This is a genomic window from Runella rosea (assembly GCF_003325355.1).
Taxonomy (GTDB): domain Bacteria; phylum Bacteroidota; class Bacteroidia; order Cytophagales; family Spirosomataceae; genus Runella; species Runella rosea.
Map to the genome: position 1 here is coordinate 15801 of NZ_CP030850.1, position 22068 is coordinate 37868.

The following is a 22068-nucleotide window of genomic DNA, read 5'->3' on the forward strand; positions in this document are numbered from 1 at the left end:
CCAACGCGAACCCCGCCCAATTTTAAACAAGCTCCGCTTCCTTTGGCGCGTGAATGACTTCCATTCCAAATCCAACAGATTTTTTTGCTAGGTGCTGGTTGTTTTGCATCCAGTTTTGAACAAACCACAATTGGCCACAACCGCCACCAATATCGTCTTGTCCTGCTGGGTCAAACATTCTGGTTGAAAATCCATGAGCCGCCAATTTTTGCATGAAACTTGAAGCTAGTTCACGCTGTCTAACATTTGCCGCCGCAATGCTTTCGTCACGCTCGCAAACGACTGAAATTGTAGCCTCAAACACATCAGGGTTGAATAATGCTGCTATGTTGTCGGCGTCCTGTTGCGAACTGTTATGTTCGTGGGCGCAATAATTGAAAAATGGCTTGCGTCCTGTAAGAATCAAAAATGCCTCACCAATCTGGGAAATAGTAGTCAATTTTAACTTTCCTTTGAAGGGAATAAGCTTGTCTCTGCTTTCGTCGGTGCTTTCGTGAACAGAGAACTGCAAGCCAACGGTAGGGATTCTTTGGGCCATTTGTATAACTGGTTCATAGTTTATTTGAGGCCCAATTGAAGATATAAGCAGTTTTGCCTGTGGGTATTTTGAGTACAAGATTTCAAAAGCTTTTTCCAGTTCCTTGAAATTAAGAAGCGGCTCACCCATTGACATTACCATTATTTGAAACTTCTGAATTTTGGAAGCGTCAATGTTTTGGCTTTGTAGGCAGTGGTCAACTTGAAACACAATTTCCTCGGCTTTTAGGGAGCGAACAAAATAATCACCTGCCCCGCAAAAACGGCAACCAACAGGACAGCCTGACTGGGTAGAGCAACAAATCACCGTTCTATCTTCGTAGGTCGGATATTTGTACAAAACGGCCTCGGCGACCGCATTATCTTTTTCAAAGACGAACTTCATTACGTTTTCGTCTGAACTCTGAATGTTTTTGATTTCTGTGAACATTTTGCTAGAGATTAAATTGGATTGCTGAAAATTGATTGGTTTAAAGTTGTATTTCTCCACCTAAATTGACCGAAGCTCGGCGCAAATCAGGGGCATCAGAAGGGAAGTCAATGACGTTGAACATTTGGTACAACCGGGACAAAAGGCGGTCGCCGTAAGCAGCGGCAAACTTTTCGTCGTCAAGGTTGGTGGTGATGTGGAAGTAATGATAATTCCCCTTTTGCGACCGCTCGATTTCGTCTAAAATATTGGCGATGTACGATTTTTTGTACTTGCCCATGTCTTCACTACCTACGTCGTCAATACACCATCCAATGTAATTTTGTGAGGTAAGGTGTTTAAAATTGGCCGACGCCTGACGAAGATTTGCGTAGATATTGGGCGAGGTGCCATTGTCGCAAAGCGTGCGGATCTGCTCGGTCGAAATAAACTGAAAATTGGCAACGGGATTGATGCATTGCCCTTCTAAAGCAAAATTGGGTGAATAGGAAAGAATACGCATCGGAACGCTTTTGCCGCAACCCACTGGACCTCGAAGGCACAACCCTTTGTCGGGATGAATACCAGATTGCAGCATTCTGGAATCTCCAGAAAAGTACAGGCAAAGCAGATTGAACGTACTGGCGTTTGTGTCTGGACTGAAAGGTTTTGACCAGCGCTCGACCGCCGATAGTTCATTACCTACTTTGGTGGCAAGGTCTTTGAGCTGGCGGGCCGAAAGAGTGATTTTTGAGGATGGGGCGGAAATGGCGGACATGTACTGCTCTTTCTTTCGCTCCGTCAAACGTGCGTCAACAACCTTCCCCATGGCGTTGATAAGCTCTTTGTTGGTAATTCCGAGCTCTGTAATCTGGTCATAGTTCGATAGGGCCCATTTGACCAGGCTTGACAGTGGGTGGACTGGGTCTGGTTGGTTGGCTGATGGGAGCAACGCCGTAGCCACTTGGTCGAATGATGTTGGATTTGCCATTTTCCTGAATGATTTCGTTGTTGAATGATTTGTTGTTGAGATACGTTTCGGGGTTTTTTCGGTACTTCTTGTCTGGGGTGGCCAGCACGTAGGCGGCGGTATGTTGCATGGCTTTTGCTCTTTCTTCGTCCGTCAGCCTTTCCCATTTCTTTTCAAGCTTCACACTTCGGTCAACTTTTTTCTGGTAAGCATTCCACCAATCGTCGAATGGGATGTTGATGGGCTTTTTTCGTTTCGGCAAACATTTGAGCCGTTTCCCCCGACGAACCAGCAGCCGATGTAGCTCCGCCCGTCTTTTGGCCCTCAAAACCATTTCTTCTTTTTGGTTTTCTTTTTTATCAGGGGGTAGGGGGTTAATTTTTTCTTTTATTTTTTCTTCTTTGAGAGTCTCAAAATAAATATTAATATTATTACTACTCCCCCCGTGTGTGTATGCGTGAGGCTCATCGTCGGTTATCGTAGCACTTTGTTCTACGTCGTAGTACTTAGTTCTACGATTCTCGCTTTGCTCCCCATTTTCCGTAGAACTTTGTTCTAAAATCTTTTCAATCGTAGTACTTAGTTCTACGGATTCATTGTTTGGCGTAGTACTTAGTTCTACGTTTTCAGATTTCGTAGTACTTAGTTCTACGATTGTACTTTTAGAGACGGACAGTTTACCTCCCGATTTTACCAAATGGCCCTGCTCAACAAGCCGGTTGGAGGCTTTGTCAATTCCCTTTTTAGACAATCCAAGTGCTTCGGCCAGCTGAGAAAGAGACAAAGGGGTTAAGCTGACATGAATCAACTCCATCAGTTCAAACTCGGAGGCTGAAACATTCAGTTTTTTACGTATCGCAAGCCTTTGGCTGATATTCATTTTCGTGGTTAGGCAATTAATGTAACTTGGTTGCATGGCCTTAATGAGCTATCCGAAGAATGAAGACTCATAGTTTTAAAATTGTGCCCCTGACTTCGTATCAGGGGCGGGTTTAGCAGGGTAGTTAAGCGTGTGGCATTGACCTATTTCTTCTTATTCTTGGGTGTTTCGTCGAGTGGTCCAAAAGGAGAGTCGTCTTGATCTTCTTTATCTTTCTCGGCTGCCGATAGTTCTTCGTCAATGGTTAACTGAAGTTCTTCCGTAGACATGGGGCGGGAGTCAACCATAAGGTCGGTGTATGGATTATACCACTCGAAAGTTTTGTTAATGAGATTTTTGCGCTTGGGAAAGTACTCACGGACTTCTTTAGTGGTGAGCTTAACCGTTTCAATCAATTCCCAATTTTCAGGATGGAAATAATTCCAACAGAGTGTACTTGCGTCAATCATCTTTTTAGCCTCAACGGGCTCAAATTTGTAGCGGTCATTCGGGAAGTTGCCAGTAATGTTTATTTCGGCATCCTTGGCCTCAATACGGCTTTTCCAAGTAGATACGGCGCTTTTTTTATCAAGCTCCATCTGGTTTTTCTCTCTCAGCTGCTTGTTGAGCTGTTCGCCCAGTTCAAGTAGTTCCTTCTCGGTAAAGATGTGCTTATACTGCACGCGCTCTGTTTTTTCGGGAAACACAAAAGGGACGGTCTGCGGTGTTTGGTTTGACATGTGTTTTTGGTTGTTTAAAATGTGACTATTCTGACTCTAAATCTTCAATTTCAATGATGGTCTGTACTTGATGATTCTCCTTAACTCTGACCTGCGAAAAGGTAGGCGTACCAATGACCTTCATTTTGTCGTCTGTGATAATGCCAGCGGCCACTAGGGCGTCCAACGGGATTTTAGAAGTGCTGGAAAGGTTTTCGGCATCCTGAATGGCCATCCCTCGGTGATAATGCGTAAAATGGATTTTTACGCGTCCTGTGTGAATATTATGGGGTTGAGTCAAAAAAAGCCTCGTCCATTTTTTTTTCAAATCCCCTCGCCTTGACCAATGCATTCTCAATAATCCTCTTTTGCCGTTGTTGCTTGGGACTTTCTCTGGAATTGTTACGATGGTTTTCATGCGAGCATGACGGCTTTTTGAATATTCTTGCAAGGAATACTCAGCGTTTTCACCTCCTTGGGCTTGTAGGTAAACCACATCTTAGGCACCATGCCCAATTTTGGGTCAAGTTCCATGGGGCGCGTGCCATCAGCGTTGACTTGTGGACGGGCGGTGGCAACCATGGAAACGGTGTGCGGCGCGGGATGCGCAAACGTGGCAAAGCTGCCACTTGGCGAATAACTTAAAAATGTGAGTTGCTGTGTAACACTGGCGTTGCCTAGCAAATACTGCACCTCAAAGTTTTTATTGGCAATTAAAAAAGCGTTCATATCATTCAATAATTAACAGTTCGTAATTAGATTTCTTGATCTCAATCTTTCGCGTAGTTCGATTTTGAATCAACCCACCCTCGCAGTTAGTAATTAGCTTTCCACCCCACGTTTCAACCGTGGCCTGAGAACTGTCACACGTTTTGACCGTGGCCTGAGAACTGTCACACGTTTTGACCGTGGCCTGAGAACTGCCCCACGTTTCAACCGTGGCCTGAGAACTGTCACACGTTTTGACCGTGGCCTGAGAACTGTTACACGTTTTGACCGTGGCCTGAGAACTGCCCCACGTTTCAACCGTGGCCTGAGAACTGTCACACGTTTTGACCGTGGCCTGAGAACTGCCCCACGTTTCAACCGTGGCCTGAGAACTGTCACACGTTTTGACCGTGGCCTGAGAACTGTCACACGTTTTGACCGTGGCCTGAGAACTGTCACACGTTTTGACCGTGGCCTGAGAACTGTCACACGTTTTGACCGTGGCCTGAGAACTGTTACACGTTTTGACCGTGGCCTGAGAACTGTCACACGTTTTGACCGTGGCCTGAGAACTGTTACACGTTTCAACCGTGGCCTGAGAACTGCCCCACGTTTCAACCGTGGCCTGAGAACTGTCACACGTTTTGACCGTGGCCTGAGAACTGTTACACGTTTTGACCGTGGCCTGAGAACTGCCCAACAGCACAAGGAAGGCGTTTTCTGAGAAACCTAGTTGCCTTTCTCCGCGAATGAAAATATTATTTTCGGCCAAAATCGTTTCGCCAAACCATAGTTCCAATCTTTCGGCATCGGTGGCATTGTTTCTAATTAACCACGCGATATTTTCTTTTACCACCGTCAATAATTCAGTGTGCGTTTCTGTCTTTGCGGCTCTTTTATACTGTTCTGCGCAGGCGTCGGCCTGTTTTGCGGACAGCAGAAGTGCCGCTTTTGCTTCTTGAAATTCCATTTGTGTTGCTAGTTTTCAATGTCCATCGGTTTGATTTCACGTTTTGACCATTCGGGTAGGGCCAGTTGAATAATGCCCATGTCGCCAAATTCTGCCTTTGCGTCGAAGCCTGGGAAAGATTTAGCCTCCAAGCATTTTTGGGCGTCGGCCATGGCGCAGCGGTAACGGTACCTCCCGTTTTGAAGGTCTTCGGGATGGTACATAAACACCGCTGGCAAAAATGGTTCTACGGTCTGGAGCATCACGCAAATCACGGCATTGAACTTCCTGCCCGTCACCTGTGAAGCCACTTCCAAGTACATCCCTTCGGCCATTTGGTATTGAAATTTTGCGGCATCGTAGGCGAATTTGTCCACATCTTCGGCGCTGGTAGTCTTAAAGGAAATGATGGCGTTACATCCAATGTTTTCCTCCAATTGCAGACCATCGGGGCGAATTTTAACGGGCAAACCTGTTACAGGGTCGTTACCGTAGAAACTTACCTCGTTGGCTGAACCTTTCATCAAAGCAGGTAGAATACCGCCGCCGTAAGTGAAATAATGCCTGCGTACAAGCTCTATTTTCTTTTTGTCCACTTCGCCCACACAGATTTTGCCCGCACGATTTGAAAGCTCCTCACGGTAGCGGCGCATTCCGTCAATTTTGGCAAGACTAAGCCCCGCACGTTTGACGGCAGCACGGGCATTGGAAAGCAAATGGCGTTTACCCGATTTCTTCATTACCCCTCTAAGGGTTTTCTCCCAAAACTCCACCGATTTTTTAACCCCTTCCGTAGAAGATAGGCTATAATTTGGCTCTACAATCAGCGCATCAAACAACTCGGGCTCCAAAAATGCCATGTGGCAAAAAGTCCCGAATTCGAAGGCTTTTTTAGACTGGATTGGAATTTTCTCGTGCAGATAACACCAATAATGCAATGGTGTCTTTAAGATTTGCTTCAAGGCGCTGGCACTGTTGGCGGGGCGTTTGAGGTAACTTTCCATCGGGTCCTGAATCACCGTACCATTCAGAGAAAGTTGGGGTAGAAGCTCTTTGACCTCAATGGTCTTTTTTCGGTTCAAAAGGTGGCTTACCACATCTTGAATCGTGGCATAATCAGCGGGGTCATAAGAGAGCGGGTTGATTTCCCGCTCTCCGATTGTGGCTGATTCCATGGCCGCTAAAATATCGTTGAATTCAGCGCTCATTAGATTTTGATGATGATAGGTTTAACGGACCAGTTGTCGGACTTGAATGCATTGTTCTTGTTCTGGATTTTACCTTTGTAGGTAATCAGAAGCGGCATTCCAGCCGGTACATTTTCCAGAGCAGCTACTAGGCGTTTTGACCCGTTACGGATTTGCTTAATGCCCGATTTGTCTTTTTCCAGAAAAAAGGCGCAGGGCAGGTGTAGAATCAGATTAGGGTCGTTAATATCCTGCACCTGTGTATTGTCAATTTTAACAAACAGCAGTCGTTTTGCTTCTCCTGCATTCAATGGCGACCAATATTCAGACGAAAGGTCAAGCAGCATGACATTACCCGCATCCAAATCGGGCATTTCTGTCATTTCGGTCAAATCCACGGTAGGCACATTTAGGGCGGCGGGCTTGGAAACTTCCAAGTCGGTGAATTCCAAAGTTTCGGCGGTTACAATTTCGGTCGATTGCATGGTACTGTGTGTTTATGGTTAAAAATTAAATGATGGTTATTTCTTCGGATTCTTTGGCGTAGTGCCCCGCTTCAAGGGCTTTTAATTCAAGCCATTTAGCGTGGACTTTATCAAAGTGCGCCTTTAGCTCCTCTTCGGTTTCGGGTGCCGTGTACATCAACTCTTGGACGCATCGGTTATAGCTGTGATAGGCGCTTAGGTAATGATGCAAGGATTGTTGGCTAGTCATCATGGCTTAGAAAAGGTTATCAAAAGCGCCCATTTTGAACAGGACAAATACGCAGTAAAGCAGCTTGGCCATGATGGCTAAAAAGAACACCATGATAAAGGGTGTAAAGGTGTCTTTGGGTTGTTTGGGTGTGCGTCTCATCGCGTCAGAAAGGCTATGAGTTGAGAACCACAGTACAATACAGCGCCAACGATGGCCGCTGAGCCCAAGGCGCATAAAATACCAGTGAGGAACACGCCCCACACGTCATCGTCGTTCATTAGTGGTTTTTGCATGGTTTTAAAGGCTAAATCGTGAAAAGTGATAAGTAAAACAGTGTTGAGCCAGCCAGTAAAATCAGGGCGTGGGCGATGTATGTCAAGGTCTTTTTCATGAGAAAAGCGGTTTTGGAAGTTAGAAAGGAAAATTCGGAGCAAAGAGGCTTCGCCCCGAATCTGACTCACATCAACATTATGAAAATCGCAGCGGCGAACCGCCTCTGTCTTTTAGTAGGGGAAGGAAAATGGGAGCGGAGCATTTACCGCCCCATTCTGGACTCCTAAACCCTATTAATGCTTGGCGTCAGCAAGGTCAAACAGGTATTCCCCGCTGAGGTAGTAGTCTTCTTGCCGCTCAGACTCGTAGCTCCTTAGTTGAATTTTGTCCAGTACAATAGCCCACGCATCTTTTACAGATATGTCGTAGAACGCCGCCACCTCAACGGCTTTTTCGTAGCGAGCGCGGCGCATATCGGCACGCATCTTTTGGGCTTCGGTCTGCACAGAAAGAATGTTTTCAGTCCGACAGCAGCGAATCGCCTGTATTTTCAAATCAAAAAAGCAAACAATACCCGTTTTGGGCTTTTGGCCAGTACCCTTGGTGTCACCAGACGATAAGGCTCTGACGCGGCGACGGGTAATGGTCCCATCTTCCACTTTAAGGAATTCAACGATGCAGATTTTGCCCATGCGAAGATTGCGGCGCAATTTCGAGGCAAGCGATAATGATTTTTTTGAGGTCTTTTTCATGGTTTAAGAGGTAAGCGTTATTGGTTATCTTTCGAGGTACTTATTGATTTCACTTTCACGGATTCCGTAGGATTTGCCATCCGTCGACACCGTTTTGATTTTTTGCTCTGCAATGCGGCGGTAAATGGTCTTTGTCGATTTGCCGAGTCGTTTGGCGGTTTCTTCCACCGTCAGGATTGGGTCAAGCTGGGCGGGCCTTCTGCCATTGGTTTCGAGGCTTTTGATTCTTGCCTCTAACGCCTCTACTTTTTCCACAATGGCCATCAATGACGCGTATTGTTGCGGTGTAAGCAGGACGGCGGTGGTAGGGGTGTTGGTGGCGGCTCCCATGGCGTTAGGCTTTTTGGAGTTCTCTTTTGGTTGCGGTCAAAACTTTCTTTTGAGCGGATAGAATCGCCTTCAATGTTTTGGCCGATGGATTAACCTCGCCGTTCAATATCCGGTAGTAAGTAGCCCGATTTACCCCCGCTTCCTTAATGGCCGTAGTTACCAGTTGGTAGCCCATTAGCTCTTCGTGCCGTTCACTCAATTTATTTTGTTCTGCCTGTTGCATATTGTTATATTTGCTAGTGCTTGTTTATTGAGTACAAATATAGGTAAAAGGTCATAAAAATTCCAAGCGATAGGACATATTTTTTTAGTAAAAGGTACTATTTTTTTAATCCAGCCATTCTACAAAAATGAAAACCATTGATTTACAGATGAATACAGTAGGAGAGAGATTGAAATATTTACGCGAAACGCTTGGGTTTAATCAGGTGGAGTTTGCGGAACGCGTTGAAATGGAGCAGTCTTATCTTTCAAAGCTGGAAAAAGGACATAAAGGACTAGGTAAAAGATTATTAAAAATTATGTCCTCTACATTTGAGTTCAATGAAAATTGGCTTCTAACTGGGGAGGGGGAGATGTTCCCCGAAAAAAAAGAACGATCTGATGTTCAAGAAAATGGGGCTGCTTACCAGTCTCCCATGTTGAGAGGGCCCAGAGGGGTTACCTCCTATATCCCTGAGCATTTGATTAAAGTGCCTTTGATTGGCGTAAATGCCCGTGCGGGATTTGTAGAGAATTTGGATAACTATACCGAATACATATCCGATTACGAGTATGTAGTGCCAGATTACGGAGTAAAATATGATAAGGCTATTGCCATTTCAGTTGACGGGGACAGTATGGAGCCGGGTATGCAAAGGGGAGATAGGGTATTGGCTTTTTTTCAAGAAATATCGGAATGGGAATATCTGAACCCCGGTATTTACGCTGTGGTGTACAGAAATTCATTTGTCATTAAAAGGATAATGAAAAACACTTTGCAGGCCACGGGCCAACTGGAATTGATTTCAGATAACGCCATTCATGGGCCCATCACGGTAAAGATTGAAGATATAAAGGCGATTTGGAAGGTGACAGAATTGATTAGAAGAAGATTATATTAAAGCGAATACTCAACGATAAAAATAAAAAATGTCTACTCAACCTCGTTCCAGTACATTTGGAATTATAGCGCTTGTAATTTCAATCCTCCTGTTTTTTACACCTAGATTATTATTGAGCCTTGGTTTAATGGCATTGGCCGTCTTTGCGCTAATTGGCCTTATAAGGGATGGCTCCAAGATGTTTAGTATACTGTCTATCATTATTGGGGGATTTCTCTTTTTTCTGATTGCAAAAGAGTCGGTTGACGAGGTGTCGGATTATAGTGTAGAATATAGAGTTGACTGTCGTGAATGTGATATTAGCTATACAAACTCAACAGGTGGTACAGATAAAGCAGGCGGCTATGTTGGATGGAGTCGACGCATAACAGCTAAAGGGGGCGACTTTTTGTATATCAATGCACAGAATGGGAGTGAAGGTGGTAGCGTAAAGGCTAGCATATATGTCAATAATATTCTAGTAAAATCAGAGACATCTTCAGGAGAATTTTCGATTGCAAGCGCTAGCTGTCGCCCCGTTGATGTAAACACTAAATAAAAGCCTAGATAAATTGTATTAAAGCAAGACTTGACCTCTATCATTCCAAGGGACTTCCCGAGAAACGTATAATTATTCCATGAAATGTATATTTATCATACTTGCGTTTGTAAGCATTCGGACGTGCGGGCAAATTAACTCCCTAAACACTGTAAATGGTGCCATCACAATTACTCCGCAGGGGTTCAAGGGTAGCACAAATAGCGCATCATTGAATACCACTTACGTAAGCCTTGGAAATAATGCCCTAAAATCCAATACAACTGGCGCGGGCAATGTAGCAATTGGCGCTGACGTATTAAGAGAGAATCTTGACGGCACTGGCAACACCGCTATTGGATGGGAATCGTTGCGTTATAATAAAAATGGATACTTTAATACGGCAATAGGATACGAAGCCCTATGGTTAAATACAGACGGAAGTGACAATACGGCATCGGGGGCGGGTTCATTAAAATACAACAAAACAGGAAGAGGGAGTACAGCAACAGGGGTAGAGGCGCTTTACTATAATACAACGGGAAGTTATAATGCCGCTCATGGAAACGGAGCTTTACGTTCAAATTTGACTGGCAACTATAATAGCGCTACAGGATTTTGGGCATTATTTTCAAACTCGTCTGGCCACAACAATTCTGCTCACGGGAATGCCGCCTTGGTAAACAATATCAGTGGCAGCAATAACACCGCTACTGGCGTATCTTCACTTACTATTAACTCAACTGGCAGCTACAATACAGCAAGTGGCTATTTTTCGGGCCAAGGCAATGTTTCTGGTAGCTACAATACGTTTTTAGGCTACAACACTGTCATATCACTTGGCGACCTAACCAACGCCACCGCCATCGGTGCAAACGCCCAAGTCAACGCATCCAACAAAGTCCGCATAGGAGACGTAAATGTCACAGTCATCGAAGGTGCCGTCCCTTGGTCAACTCCTTCCGACCGCAGTTTGAAGCAAAACATCAAATACACTTCCCGTTTGGGGCTAAACTTTATTACCAAGCTAAAACCAGCCTCCTACTACTACACTGCTGACAAGAGCAAATTACGTCATGATGGATTCATTGCGCAGGATGTAGAGAAAGTAATGAGGGACCTAGGTGTAGAGTTTAGCGGTCTGCAAAGATCGCCTGATGGCACGTATTCTTTGGCGTATTCCGATTTTGTCATGCCTCTGGTGAATGCCGTGAAGGAGCAGCAAAAACAGATTGAAGATTTAAAGAAAGAAGTGGCTGCGCTCAAAGAGTTAAAAAAGCAGGTGGAGGCGCTGGTGAAGGCGGGGGCTTTAAAATAATAATGCTTTATCCAAACAAAATACAGATGATTAAAAAAACACTATTAATTATAATCTTATTAGCTCCAGTAAGCTTACTAGCCCAATCTTTAGGCAAGGAGAGGGTTCAAAGGGTCAAAGAATCGATTGTTGCTTTATTAATTAATACGTCGGATGACGTGAGCAACAAGGTATACAGAGGGGCTGGAACAGCCTTTTTTGTAAATGATGATGGGTATTTAGCAACATGCTATCACGTAATTGAAAATGCAATAGTTTATAATAATGCTGGTCTTAAAATTGGTGTGAGAGATATTGCGATAAGAACAATAAGTGGGGAAGTTATTCCCGCTGAAATAGAGTTGTCTTTTTTAAATGAAAATAGGATAGAAGGTCTTCTTTACGATTGTGTGTTGATAAAAGCCAAAACATTGCCAAAATCAAAATTCTCATATTTACCATTAGGAAATTTTGGTGACATAGAAGAGGGTGATGCGATTTATACATGTGGATACCCGCTTGGCCTGCCAACGCACATAGTTTCTACTGGAATATTATCAACAAAATTCGAAGAGCTCAGAAAGGCGACATCTTCAAGTAAACCTAAAACAGAGGTGGCTCAAAAAGTTAGAAATCTTGCGTGGTTGGACCTAACAATGAATAGGGGTAATTCTGGCGGACCAATAATAAAATTAGGCTCTAAACCCGAAGATGATTATGTGATTGGAATAGCAACTTTTATTCTCAATCCTTATGCAAACGAAGCTGATAATATTGCCAATTTTATTCGTCTACAAAACCCTAATTCTGACCTTATGATCAATGGGGTAAAATCGGGAAAGACCACAATGCTTCTAGCTGAAGCGGTAGCCAATAATTCAATTGGAATAAGCGGAGTCGTCTCTATAAATCACCTAAAAGCAATACTAAAGTGGAAGTAGCTATTGATTTCGCGAAGCATTTACGGGGTATAGGGAGTCGTTACCCGAAACATTTACTTTATAAAATCTTAAAGAGCTATCAATAGGTGTGTTAGGAGACTGGGCAGATTTAACTACCCTTGGTTGCTCATATGGGCGTTTAGAGCAACCAAGCAAAAGAAGCACTCCTATGAAAAACAATCCCAGACGCATAACAAATAAATTGTTTAAAACAAAGTTGTAGATTTTTTTTCGGGATTAGGTTAAATATTTCATTTTTTCGCAAAAGGCCCCAAAAAGCTACACGAGCAACGCTTGTCCTGAACGAAGGCAAACTAAATCTGGGTTTGGCAAAAGCAGGCTTTATTGCCACAATAACAATCGTGTGCCCGAAGAAGAAAAGAATGGAAAAGATATATTTCTTCAAAAAGCCTTGGCACACCATTGGCAACTTCTAATTGGTTTAAATATTGATTTAATAATGAGTCAAACATTATCAACAGTGCACTCCAAAGGCGAAAAGGTCAAGGCCATCCGAAAGGCACTCGGATTGACTCAGGTAGAGTTTGCCAAAAAACTTGAGACCAATCAGAATATTATTCCAGCATTGGAGAAAGGTAAGCGCAATTTGGGGCAGCGGGTCATTAATGATATACTGGCCACCTTTGCTGTCAGCAAAGATTGGTGGGAAAACGGGACAGGCGAAATGTTTTTGTCTGACAAACACCAAAAGTTAATTGTGGTGATTGACCCAATGGAAATTTCGGTGGATGAGCTCAGGAATATAAAGGGTGTGAAACTGGTAAATGTTTCCAGTTAGCCCACCATTACACTCACTTTTGGGGCATTTACAGCACTCACCCCACCCAATACCAGACCTCGCTAATTCAGTATTACCGTAACTATTTATAAATCAATTAAATACACGCTAAGAAAGTGTCTCCTCTTCGTCACATTGTTTTTAGGACAATTGGGTACAAAATCCCGTCTTTATGCGACAATATCGCATGGAGGCGGGATTTGCGCTTTTAGGGACGAAGCGTCTGGACAGAATCTTGGACAATCTCGGACAGTTAAACCCGACCCCAAAAACCATCCAATGCTTAACGTAAAATTCAAACTCAGAAAACTCGGACCCGACCCTGCTTCGGTGGGTCGGGTATTCCTGGTCTGCTACTTTAACCGGGAAGAATTCATGTTCTACACTTCGCTGAATGCTGCGCGTCACCAATGGGATGATAAAAAGCAGGAATTCAGACGAAACTATGACGGCTGGCAAAAGGCCAACATGGTACTTGACAATTTGAAAAACATCGTAAAAACCTACGAAAAGGACTGTATTCTTGCTCAAAAGCCTTTGGAGGCCGATGTTTTAAAGCGGCTGCTTCAGGGAAAGAAACAGCAGGATACCAATCAAAGGCCCATCTCTAAATGGTACGAAATGTTCATTGAGGCAAAGCAAATGGAGGGACTAAAACCCGCCTCGATTCGAGCCCATAAGGCGACGATGGAACATTTTCTGGATTTCATAAAGACAAAAGCCAAAAATTTGACCCTTGACACATACCCGGACGAAACCCATCAGCGATTTTTGGCTTATCTGCGTTCAAAACGGGATTATCACCCTAATTATTTGGGAGCTATTCACAAAAATTTAAAGGTGTTCTTTCGGTTCTGTACCGAAAACGGGGCTAAACTCGCCGTAAATCACGCCCGCCTGAAACGAATTTACATTCCGCCAAAACGGGAATTTTTAACGCAGGAAGAACTGAAAAAATGGATAGCACTGGACGAAACAGCTTGGAATGTGTGGCTTGAATCACTATCGGGCGGTAAAGACCATATCCCCGAATGGCAGTACATTGAAAAGACGCGTGATGCGTTTTTCTTTCAAGCGCTGACGGGCCTGAGGCATTCCGACCTATTCCGGTTGACCGAAGATCACCTTTTGGAACTAGAGGGTGGCGCCAAAGCCCTGCGTTTTGTGCCACAGAAAACCACCTCCGTTAAAAATCGCTCCACACGCCAGGTTACCATCGGACTGATTCCCCCGGCGCTGGCCATACTGGAAAAATACAAGGGTGGCCTGTTTTTACTGCCAGTCTCTCATTTGCGCCATTATAACAGGTTTATACAGCTTGCCGCTCATGCAGCGGGTTTTACAGAGGCAGTTGAGGTGGTTGAATTTATCAAGGGCGTGCCTGTGTCGGTACAAAAGCCAAAGTACGAAACCATTACCTCCCACATCGCCCGACATACGTTCGGCACAATTTCGCGGGTATTGGGGATTGACCTCTCTGACCTTAAAGACCTGATGGGGCACTCTGATGTTCGTACCACGGCCATTTATGACCACATGGCCAATGAATATAAGGCCATCAAGCAGTTAAAAGCGTGGGGCGACTTTTAAACAAAAAAACCCGCCATTGTGACGGGTTTTTCTTTAATCAAATTCATGGGGTAAATTACTGATTATCCTTATTATATAAGATAACCGTTTGAAAGCGCGTTCGCTGCGTTCCCGAGCCTGTACACGTAGTTCGTATGTGCGTGGCATGGTAATCATCCAATTCCCAAATGGCCCCTTGTGTAGTCGTCACGTTGGTAATGGTCAGCAGGTTTTTTTTCTTCATGTAACTGGAATCTATATCATAAAAATAGACCCCGTCCGTACTTCGCTGAACTTTACAGGCCCCAGCCGCCGTACCGTCGATTTTAAAGGCGTTGATTTGCACTGAAGCCTTTTTGTAAACAGGTGGTAGTTGTAATGTCTGGGTTTTAGTGGTTGCGTCGACCACGGTATCCCAAACGGTGGCGTTTGCATTGGAAACTGCATACACAGCCTTGTAAATCGTGTTCTTTGATTGAGCCAAAGCGCCAGACGAATCGTCAAATACGGTGCCGAGCGTGGCCAGAAAGATGGTAAGGGAGAATAAGAGCAGCTTTTTCATGGAAAAAAGTGATTAGTTTGAAACAGAGAACCTTAAAATACAAAAATACAACAATTGATGTATTTTCAAACACTAAAAAAGGCGGACATTTCGCTACGGATTTGCGAATTAAACTGTGAGACTTTGGTGGTAAGGGCGTCGGCGGTATAAACAACAGACCCCAAGTCGACAGTGACGATTTTATTTTCGGACGTCAAGATAATTGCACCGCCCTCGGTAGCATAGCCATCGTTGAGCAGTTGCCCGTAAAGCTCGTTAGATTTTGCCCTAAATGCCGTGCCGGCAGTGTCAGTGGGTTGGATTCTTGGTAGTGCCATGATATAACCGATAACCTTCTTTTAAATTAATCAACAACTCTGGTATTTTTCGTCTGGATGGCTCAACTGTATACCCCGATTGCATTGTGATTTTGACTGGCTCAATCTGGGCGATACGGTGCGGATTCACGGCAACGCACTTATGAACACGCGTTAGGCTCAAATAATCCGTAAGCCTACCGAGCGTCTTGGAACTAAGTACTTTTTGACCGTCAATCATCGTAATCAAGCTGTAATTGCTTCGCCCCTCGATGTACTCAACCGCTTCGGCGGTGATTATGAAGCCGTCTACTTTCATCGAGTCAGAAAGTAAATGGCCACCAATGCCTCAGCGCCCAACACTCCAAACACACCCCACCTAAACCCTTGCTTGCGTCCTGTTTTTTTGGAAGCCTTCACCTGTTCTTTGGTGGACAATGTCCACGAAACGCGCTCAAAACGGTGTTTAACAAGCGAGTCGGCAAACATCTTTTTGAGCGTGTCGCGCTCATTGGATAGCTTCACGTAAGCGCGTTTACAGTCCAGTAGTTTAATGTCTGTGTTACTGATTTTCTGCGCGTTTGACCTCGTACAAAGAGTCAATAACAGCATCAGGCAAAGCATTGATATTTGAATCAATTTTTTCTTTTGCATGGGATAGGGATTGATTGATTTCGTTGATTTTATCCTGTCTAGTGACGGGCTTTTTACCCCAAAGCCCTGCGATTGCCCCCCAAATTGAGAGTACAGCAAGCAGAGCCACTAGGATGATGATTATAGGTTTGGGGTTCATGGCGTTGGTTTTTAAGATACCACCAAAATTTGATTTCTATTTTTCCCTGATAACTTGTACGAGACATGAATCCATGCAAAATCGTACTCGTTGATGAGTTGGTCGAACTCCAAAAAACCTCGCTTTTTCCACTCGACAATGGCCTCAAAAAGCAGTTTGTTAGCCTCCTTGGTCCCAAAATCCAAATCGGCCGCCTCGCCTTTGAGGTGTTGGCTATTGGGTTTGCCACCCACCAGTTTATTGACGCGCGGGCACCGGTAACCCGACGATACCACGAGCGGCCCACCGTATAACTCCCTGATTGGCTGCAATAACTTCGCGCAAAGGTTTTTCAGCGAGTCCACTACCATGGGCGGCGGGCTGAATTGCTCCGTGATGCTGTGGCGGGTGGCCGTTTGGCTGCGTAGCATTTCATGCAGCGAGAAATTAGGGCTTAACTGCATGTTACTCGTTGCTAGCGTTGTTTTGTTTCGGCTCGTTAGTGTTGGTCTGAACCGCCTTTACGATGGCCACCGAGTTAAGAATTACCAATGCGACACCCGAAAGCCGCTCCATTGCCTTTTCTCCCGCTCCCGTAAAGGTTAGGTACAGTTCACCCGCCACGTAGCCCGTCACTATAATAATGGCAATGGTGTTAACTGTGCTGTTTCGGGCTTTTAGAATGTCTTCCAATAGCTTTGGCATAATTATTCAGGTTTTGAAAGATGGAGAATTGACCGAAAATAAGCCTTCCAGCTTCCAGCGAAATCGCGCTTCACTATCAGGCTTTCTTCACGCATATTTCGCCAAATCACGGTCGACGCGGCGGCGATGTTGATAATGGCAACGAGTACTCCCATAGGGGTAAAAATGATTGAAAGTAAGAAGATAATTACGGGTTCGCTGTGTAACGTTTTCATGTTTTTGCAGGGTAAAAAGTGATTTCCTTGTTCATATTTCAGGGGTTTGATTGGTAGAGAAATGGGGCAAACGGGCCTAAGCTCTGGCAACTGGCCCAAAAGGGGTGGGTTGAGGGTGGGGTTATGGAAGAATATTGTTGCTGGTTAAATAGCTTATTAAGTAAGTAGCGAGGTTATTGTGCCCCGTTTGGTTGGGGTGAACATCGCCAACCGTCACACCATTTGCCGCCGCGCCACCTGTATATCCCTGCGAAAGGTCAAGATATTTCACCTTCGGGTCGTTAATTGTTGTATTTACAAGGGCTTGCAAGGCGGCCCTGTACCCTACTAGCGTCGTTTCACTACCATCCAATCGGGTCGTCGGGGCCATTACTACACACTTCGCGTTAGGGTATCTGCGCTGCTTGTAACGAATAAGGTCTGTCATCTCTGCTATGTAAGCGGCTTCGCTCGCGGAGGTATTCATGCCCAAGCAAATCAAGATAATATTAGCGTTACTTATGTTTAGATAGCCCCAATTTTTTGCTTGAGACATACCTAGCGCAGTAATACCAGGAATAGACTTGTTAACTGGCTTTACCCGGTATCCTAAGCCCTCATAATATTTCACAACTTGGAGAAAATAACTCGTATTGGGGTCTGTGTCTGACACAGTAGCGTTCGCTCCTTTCATGATGCTATCCCCCCACCCAACAATTGAAATTGGGGCGAAAAAATCTGTATTCTGCGTCACCTCATAACCATCGTAGACCAACGTTACTTTCATATTTCCAGACGTATCAGTGACTTCCCGAAGAAGCACACTAATCACTGCGCCCCAAGGAACTAGACTTTCGTAGGTGTATTCATTTCTAACGCCCGCTTTGAGTGGTATATCGTAGTTCACTGCACCTGCGAGAGAGGCAATGCCCCCGATGAGATTAATCTGCAATCTTACCGTACAATCCCTGTCCGAAAACAAGGAGAATTTTTCGATGTAAATATTACTACCTCCCGTACTTCGTACTCTGCCCGTAATTAATACAGTGTTTTGCGCTACGTTAGCCGCGGCCGAATATGTCCCGAAAATGGCCGAAATCTTTAGTCCGTCCTCTCGCACCATATCCCTAGTAGTTGCAGGAGCGTTATTTTTTGTCGGAAATACTTGACCAAAAACCCCGCCCGAAAGGGCAATAAGTAACAATAAGAATGTCTTTTTCATCGAAATTAGGGAGTTAATAAATTAGTAACAGGAATAGCCGCAAACCAGTAATAGACGCCGCTCGGCCAAATTTCGTAACGCATAGGACCGCCGCCACCGCGAACAGTATCGACCAGCACGTTGAAAATCGTAACCGTCGAAACGGGCAAAAGAGGGATTATATCGGCCACCGTGGCAACTTCTACGTAGTTCACTTTCACGTTAAGGGCGCTCTCCAACCCCGTCACCGTCCCTATCGCCTGCGTATGCGAAAGCGCAGCATACCTAGCATCCAAAGGTGTATAATTCACCCCAATCGTATAGCTTCCCCCACCACCCGAAATTGTCAACGCATTACCCGCCGTGAGCGATGGCCCTACATACCCACTCACATTCGAGCTGCCCGCCGAGGTGTAATTAATCACGATGGTGGGTGGCACAATGCTCGTTGCTCCGCCTACGATGGCAGTAAGAAGCGAAAACACCCCTTGCAGCTTGGTGGTCTGGTTGGCCCCTGAAACGGCATACAATCGGTAACGATACGACTCTCTAGCCAGTAGCGCCACCTGCTCGGCTGTTAGGCTCACCGTGAGCGTAGCGCTGTCGGTTTCTACGATGCCAGCACCCTCGCTGAGCGAAACGCGCACCACCGATGCCCCGCCCTCAAGGAAATCGCATTTGAAAGTCTGCGAAGAGATGTTCATATTAACACCATCCTGCTGAAACCGCACCGAAAAGCTCACCACATCCGAGCGCAGGCGCTGGATGGTGACGTTGGGTATCTTGGGGGCATTGACCACCTGGGCCATGCTCACGCTGCTAAGGAGCAGAAAGAAAAGTAGCTTTTTCATTGTTATTTCCTCCAAGCTCCGTTTGCGTAAGACCATAACCCCAAACTCGTGAACGTTGCGTCAGTCGTGTTCACAATAACAATCTGCCCTTCCACAGGGGTATATCCAGAAGCGGTGGCGGCACTTACAGGAGCAAGTATCATGGTGCCGTTAACGTGTAGGTTGGCGGCGGGTGATGCGGTACCAATCCCCACGCGGCCAGTGGCTGTAATCGTCATTAATCGGCCCCACCCAACTCCGTCAAGAAAGCCGTAAAAATCAGCCGCAGTTTCGTCGCCGTTAAGTTGCCAATTGTAAGCCCTGCTATTGGCGGGGTTCGCAAAGTAAAATTGATTTGACAAACTATTAGATCCGCTCTTAAAGGAAGAAATAGCACCGTTGGTGCTTCTTATATTTCCACCTACCGTTAATTTTTCAATTGCTGCTGTTCCAATGCCAACTCCACCCGAAACTTCAGCAAAAACCGCCCCTGAATCGCTTCGCATCGTCCCCGCTACGTCGAGAGCATAAGTTGGAGAAGTGCGACGAATGCCCACCCGCCTGAGCGTATCCACAAAAATCCCAGCAGTATTGCCGAAATTGTCGCTTCCACTTGCTATAACTACTCCTTTGTTCCCTTGTAGGTATATGTAAGGGTCGTCATAGTTCCAATCGCCCACTCTGCCACCACCCGCGCCAAGTATATAACCACCGCCTGAGCTAAGCCAGTGGCCAAAGGTGATTCCAGAAAGATTTTGATTAATATCCCCTCCAAGCTGCTGCCCCTCGATGTCCATGCGGGCCCAAGATTTTATCGACCGAAATTTTACGTTTCCATTAACGTGAAGCTGCTCTTCAGGGTTGGTGGTATTAATCCCTATTTTGCCGTTGGCCTGAAAAACATTGCTTCCGTAGATACTTTTATTTGAGGCGTCGTAATAGGCAAGTTGATTACTTCCAATCGTGGCAATCCCCACTTTCGCGCCAAGCAAGGGATTCAACTCAGCTTTCGAATAATAATTGGCATTGGCAAAGTTAATGGCCCCCGCCAGCTTCGCCTTATGTAGCTTAATACTCCCAAACGTCGTCACGATCACATCAGGCCCCGCCACGGCGGTACTGCCATTCTTTCGCACAAAAAGCCAGACGCTGTCACCTTCTTGTACCAAACAAGCCGAACATTGCAAGGGCCGTTGGGCGGTCAATTCCGCCCTGGTGTACACACCATTCACCTTCTGCGCCACCAGCGCGAAGGGCAATAAGAATAAGAGAACCAGTAATTTCTTCATGTTGTTAAGCGTAAATAAAATGTGATGTTCTTCCGTTTCGGCTACCCATTTCAACTACTCGTCCGTTGGGCAGCGTTACGCTGAGGTACTCACCCAATACCCCATGCTGAAGTGGTGAGCGGTAAGGGTTGAAATAATAGATGTAATAGCGTTCTCCGTAGCTTGCACCGATGCAAAAACCATCCTTTTTGTCGGCCAAATGCAGGATTGTGTTTTGGCCATAGTTCAACTTATCCTTCGTAATCAGGTGAGCCGTACCATCGCTGCCCTTATAGGCGGGAACGGTTTTCGTCACCGCCGCCGATTCCGCATCTTTCTTGGAAACACAGGTGTAGGCAAGGTGCTGCGGATGATAGCCCGCCGATGTAAACTGGTTAATAATCTGCGTTATGGTCAGGTTATCAATCGCCACGTCTACCCCCACCAGCGGCCGAAAAGGGTATTTGATGGCTGAATCTTCGGCGGGCAAGGTAGGGCGCGGATTGCCTTCGGGAGATACCCAATCAAAACGTCCCTTCGACGTCAGGAAATCGTTTTCGGTCAGATTTTCGGGCGTTTTTGAGGTTTCAAAGCGCTCACTATCCCACATTACCCACCCGTGCGCAATAATCTGCGACACCACGGATATGAATGAAATTGCCCAAATAGGCGTGATATGATGCGCCTTAATTCTGAAATAATCCCTTTCATCCTCTTCGGTGTACTTCAAGTTCCATCCGGGGCCTTTCCATGGCAAGTCGGTGGCGAGCGTCACGGCTTCTGACCATGGCGACATGTAGGCGATTGTTTTCTTAATACCTGCCAGATACTTGCGCTGCATTTCATTCACGGCCGCATAAGCAAACATGGATTCATCAGGCTCGTTAAGCCCTACGTAGCAGTTGGTCATCAGATTGATTTTCTCGTGCAACCCGTGCTGAAAAAACTGAAAATCGCTGCCGTACGTCTGGTTCTGGGTATTAAGCACCCGCCGCGCGTTGGCTTGGCTTTTTAGGCCATCCACAAAGTAAGGGTGAAGTGGCTGTGAGCCATAGCCACCCAAATAAATATTAAACTTGCCAGGCGTGATACTATTCTGGTAGCCCATGTAGCTACCAAAAATATTGTGATTGATGGGCGCAGGGTTGCCCAGCCGCGCCAAAAAGCCTTCGTAAAATTTCTTCGCTACTTGATAGTAAGCATTAGGTGGTATAACCTGACTACCGTCCGAAAATTCATCCGTTACTACCGATTTGTTGCTATAACTTCCCGCTGCGGAGTAGCCCGAATTGTAGGCCTCGGTATCGTTGGGAATGGAAAAAATGTTTGGTACTTCTACGCCATCCACCCACTTAGTACCAAACTGAATGGTCAAGCTGCGAGGATTAACCTGTGAGGCAAGTAGTGTCCAGCATAGTTCGTCTTTGGGTCTACCTGATTGTGCATAAATATGCGTAAGGCCCTTGGCTTTCGTGCCTTCCCAGCCGATACTAGCCAGGAGCGTAACGATGCCCGCAATCTGCCCAGCAGGTAGGGCCTGATTGACAAATAGGTCGTAATTATTGTGAAACGTCGCACTTATCCCGTTGCTAGGTTTCTTATCTGAAAAGGGTGCTGCGTTCATG

Annotated in this window: 33 protein-coding genes; 6 read left to right on the forward strand and 27 right to left on the reverse strand. The window is 45.5% G+C overall.

Annotation, left to right across the window (positions count from 1 at the left end):
• Positions 1–22: 22 nt before the first annotated feature.
• The 15 genes from DR864_RS00115 to DR864_RS00180 form a co-directional block, all read right to left on the reverse strand.
• The gene (locus DR864_RS00115; protein ID WP_114065057.1) at positions 23–967 is read right to left on the reverse strand and encodes a radical SAM protein; all 945 of its coding nucleotides are present in this window, start codon (positions 965–967) and stop codon (positions 23–25) included.
• 40 nt (positions 968–1007) lie between these two features.
• Positions 1008–1937, reverse strand: coding sequence for a P-loop NTPase family protein (locus tag DR864_RS00120; RefSeq protein WP_162793482.1), 930 nt, complete (start codon positions 1935–1937; stop codon positions 1008–1010).
• Entirely contained in the window at positions 1822–2730 is a 909-nt protein-coding gene (locus DR864_RS00125) for an LvrA C-terminal domain-related protein (protein WP_162793483.1), read from the reverse strand. Before DR864_RS00125 ends, DR864_RS00120 begins: the two co-directional genes overlap by 116 nt.
• Positions 2731–2939: 209 nt before the next feature.
• On the reverse strand, positions 2940–3515 hold the full coding sequence (locus DR864_RS00130; protein WP_114065060.1) for a hypothetical protein: 576 nt from the start codon (positions 3513–3515) through the stop codon (positions 2940–2942).
• A gap of 25 nt (positions 3516–3540) precedes the next feature.
• Complete coding sequence (locus DR864_RS00135) at positions 3541–3912, reverse strand: RusA family crossover junction endodeoxyribonuclease (RefSeq protein WP_114065061.1); 372 nt, start codon at positions 3910–3912, stop codon at positions 3541–3543.
• On the reverse strand, positions 3909–4223 hold the full coding sequence (locus tag DR864_RS00140) for a hypothetical protein (protein WP_114065062.1): 315 nt from the start codon (positions 4221–4223) through the stop codon (positions 3909–3911). Before DR864_RS00140 ends, DR864_RS00135 begins: the two co-directional genes overlap by 4 nt.
• A gap of 1 nt (position 4224) precedes the next feature.
• The gene (locus tag DR864_RS00145) at positions 4225–5172 is read right to left on the reverse strand and encodes a hypothetical protein (RefSeq protein WP_114065063.1); all 948 of its coding nucleotides are present in this window, start codon (positions 5170–5172) and stop codon (positions 4225–4227) included.
• An 8-nt stretch (positions 5173–5180) separates the two neighbouring features.
• The gene (locus tag DR864_RS00150) at positions 5181–6359 is read right to left on the reverse strand and encodes a PD-(D/E)XK nuclease-like domain-containing protein (protein WP_114065064.1); all 1179 of its coding nucleotides are present in this window, start codon (positions 6357–6359) and stop codon (positions 5181–5183) included.
• Positions 6359–6823, reverse strand: a complete 465-nt coding sequence (locus tag DR864_RS00155) for a hypothetical protein (RefSeq protein WP_114065065.1) — start codon at positions 6821–6823, stop codon at positions 6359–6361. The genes DR864_RS00150 and DR864_RS00155 overlap by 1 nt, the downstream gene beginning before the upstream one ends.
• Before the next feature lie 25 nt (positions 6824–6848).
• Positions 6849–7055 (reverse strand): hypothetical protein, encoded by a 207-nt coding sequence (locus tag DR864_RS00160; protein ID WP_162793484.1) that lies wholly within the window; start codon positions 7053–7055, stop codon positions 6849–6851.
• A gap of 3 nt (positions 7056–7058) precedes the next feature.
• The gene (locus DR864_RS30330; protein WP_262510926.1) at positions 7059–7193 is read right to left on the reverse strand and encodes a hypothetical protein; all 135 of its coding nucleotides are present in this window, start codon (positions 7191–7193) and stop codon (positions 7059–7061) included.
• The gene (locus DR864_RS00165; protein WP_114065067.1) at positions 7190–7495 is read right to left on the reverse strand and encodes a hypothetical protein; all 306 of its coding nucleotides are present in this window, start codon (positions 7493–7495) and stop codon (positions 7190–7192) included. Before DR864_RS00165 ends, DR864_RS30330 begins: the two co-directional genes overlap by 4 nt.
• 105 nt (positions 7496–7600) lie before the next feature.
• Positions 7601–8059 (reverse strand): hypothetical protein, encoded by a 459-nt coding sequence (locus tag DR864_RS00170; protein ID WP_114065068.1) that lies wholly within the window; start codon positions 8057–8059, stop codon positions 7601–7603.
• Positions 8060–8083: 24 nt separating this feature from the next.
• A complete protein-coding gene (locus DR864_RS00175; protein ID WP_114065069.1) occupies positions 8084–8389 on the reverse strand; it encodes a helix-turn-helix transcriptional regulator in 306 nt (101 codons plus the stop codon).
• A gap of 4 nt (positions 8390–8393) precedes the next feature.
• Positions 8394–8612, reverse strand: a complete 219-nt coding sequence (locus tag DR864_RS00180; RefSeq protein WP_114065070.1) for a helix-turn-helix domain-containing protein — start codon at positions 8610–8612, stop codon at positions 8394–8396.
• Between the two features lie 127 nt (positions 8613–8739).
• Here DR864_RS00180 and DR864_RS00185 point away from each other — a divergent pair, with 127 nt between their 5' ends.
• The 6 genes from DR864_RS00185 to DR864_RS00210 all read left to right on the forward strand — a co-directional run bounded on the left by DR864_RS00185 (position 8740) and on the right by DR864_RS00210 (position 14636).
• Positions 8740–9492 (forward strand): XRE family transcriptional regulator, encoded by a 753-nt coding sequence (locus tag DR864_RS00185; RefSeq protein WP_114065071.1) that lies wholly within the window; start codon positions 8740–8742, stop codon positions 9490–9492.
• A 28-nt stretch (positions 9493–9520) separates the two neighbouring features.
• Positions 9521–10030: a hypothetical protein gene (locus DR864_RS00190; RefSeq protein ID WP_162793485.1), complete on the forward strand. Its 510-nt coding sequence runs from the start codon at positions 9521–9523 to the stop codon at positions 10028–10030.
• A 79-nt stretch (positions 10031–10109) separates the two neighbouring features.
• The gene (locus DR864_RS00195; RefSeq protein ID WP_114065073.1) at positions 10110–11327 is read left to right on the forward strand and encodes a tail fiber domain-containing protein; all 1218 of its coding nucleotides are present in this window, start codon (positions 10110–10112) and stop codon (positions 11325–11327) included.
• 26 nt (positions 11328–11353) lie between these two features.
• Positions 11354–12247: a S1 family peptidase gene (locus tag DR864_RS00200; protein ID WP_162793486.1), complete on the forward strand. Its 894-nt coding sequence runs from the start codon at positions 11354–11356 to the stop codon at positions 12245–12247.
• A 364-nt stretch (positions 12248–12611) separates the two neighbouring features.
• The gene (locus DR864_RS00205) at positions 12612–13046 is read left to right on the forward strand and encodes a helix-turn-helix domain-containing protein (protein WP_114065075.1); all 435 of its coding nucleotides are present in this window, start codon (positions 12612–12614) and stop codon (positions 13044–13046) included.
• A gap of 279 nt (positions 13047–13325) precedes the next feature.
• The gene (locus DR864_RS00210; RefSeq protein ID WP_114065076.1) at positions 13326–14636 is read left to right on the forward strand and encodes a tyrosine-type recombinase/integrase; all 1311 of its coding nucleotides are present in this window, start codon (positions 13326–13328) and stop codon (positions 14634–14636) included.
• Between the two features lie 55 nt (positions 14637–14691).
• Here the strand turns inward: DR864_RS00210 and DR864_RS00215 are convergent, their stop codons facing one another.
• From DR864_RS00215 to DR864_RS00270, 12 genes are all read right to left on the reverse strand, one after another.
• Positions 14692–15177 (reverse strand): hypothetical protein, encoded by a 486-nt coding sequence (locus tag DR864_RS00215; protein ID WP_114065077.1) that lies wholly within the window; start codon positions 15175–15177, stop codon positions 14692–14694.
• Between the two features lie 65 nt (positions 15178–15242).
• Positions 15243–15494, reverse strand: coding sequence for a hypothetical protein (locus tag DR864_RS00220; RefSeq protein WP_114065078.1), 252 nt, complete (start codon positions 15492–15494; stop codon positions 15243–15245).
• Positions 15466–15792 (reverse strand): LytTR family DNA-binding domain-containing protein, encoded by a 327-nt coding sequence (locus tag DR864_RS00225; RefSeq protein WP_114065079.1) that lies wholly within the window; start codon positions 15790–15792, stop codon positions 15466–15468. Before DR864_RS00225 ends, DR864_RS00220 begins: the two co-directional genes overlap by 29 nt.
• Positions 15789–15998: a hypothetical protein gene (locus tag DR864_RS00230; protein WP_114065080.1), complete on the reverse strand. Its 210-nt coding sequence runs from the start codon at positions 15996–15998 to the stop codon at positions 15789–15791. The genes DR864_RS00225 and DR864_RS00230 overlap by 4 nt, the downstream gene beginning before the upstream one ends.
• Positions 15999–16035: 37 nt before the next feature.
• Positions 16036–16266: a hypothetical protein gene (locus DR864_RS00235; protein ID WP_114065081.1), complete on the reverse strand. Its 231-nt coding sequence runs from the start codon at positions 16264–16266 to the stop codon at positions 16036–16038.
• Between the two features lie 11 nt (positions 16267–16277).
• Complete coding sequence (locus DR864_RS00240) at positions 16278–16709, reverse strand: D-Ala-D-Ala carboxypeptidase family metallohydrolase (protein WP_114065082.1); 432 nt, start codon at positions 16707–16709, stop codon at positions 16278–16280.
• 1 nt (position 16710) lies between these two features.
• The gene (locus DR864_RS00245) at positions 16711–16950 is read right to left on the reverse strand and encodes a hypothetical protein (protein ID WP_114065083.1); all 240 of its coding nucleotides are present in this window, start codon (positions 16948–16950) and stop codon (positions 16711–16713) included.
• A 2-nt stretch (positions 16951–16952) separates the two neighbouring features.
• Entirely contained in the window at positions 16953–17165 is a 213-nt protein-coding gene (locus DR864_RS00250; protein WP_114065084.1) for a hypothetical protein, read from the reverse strand.
• A 121-nt stretch (positions 17166–17286) separates the two neighbouring features.
• Positions 17287–18366 (reverse strand): SGNH/GDSL hydrolase family protein, encoded by a 1080-nt coding sequence (locus DR864_RS00255; RefSeq protein WP_114065085.1) that lies wholly within the window; start codon positions 18364–18366, stop codon positions 17287–17289.
• Positions 18367–18371: 5 nt separating this feature from the next.
• Entirely contained in the window at positions 18372–19196 is an 825-nt protein-coding gene (locus DR864_RS00260; protein WP_162793487.1) for a hypothetical protein, read from the reverse strand.
• Positions 19197–19198: 2 nt separating this feature from the next.
• Positions 19199–20464, reverse strand: a complete 1266-nt coding sequence (locus tag DR864_RS00265) for a hypothetical protein (protein WP_114065087.1) — start codon at positions 20462–20464, stop codon at positions 19199–19201.
• 4 nt (positions 20465–20468) lie between these two features.
• Entirely contained in the window at positions 20469–22067 is a 1599-nt protein-coding gene (locus DR864_RS00270; protein WP_114065088.1) for a hypothetical protein, read from the reverse strand.
• Between the last annotated feature and the right edge of the window lies 1 nt (position 22068).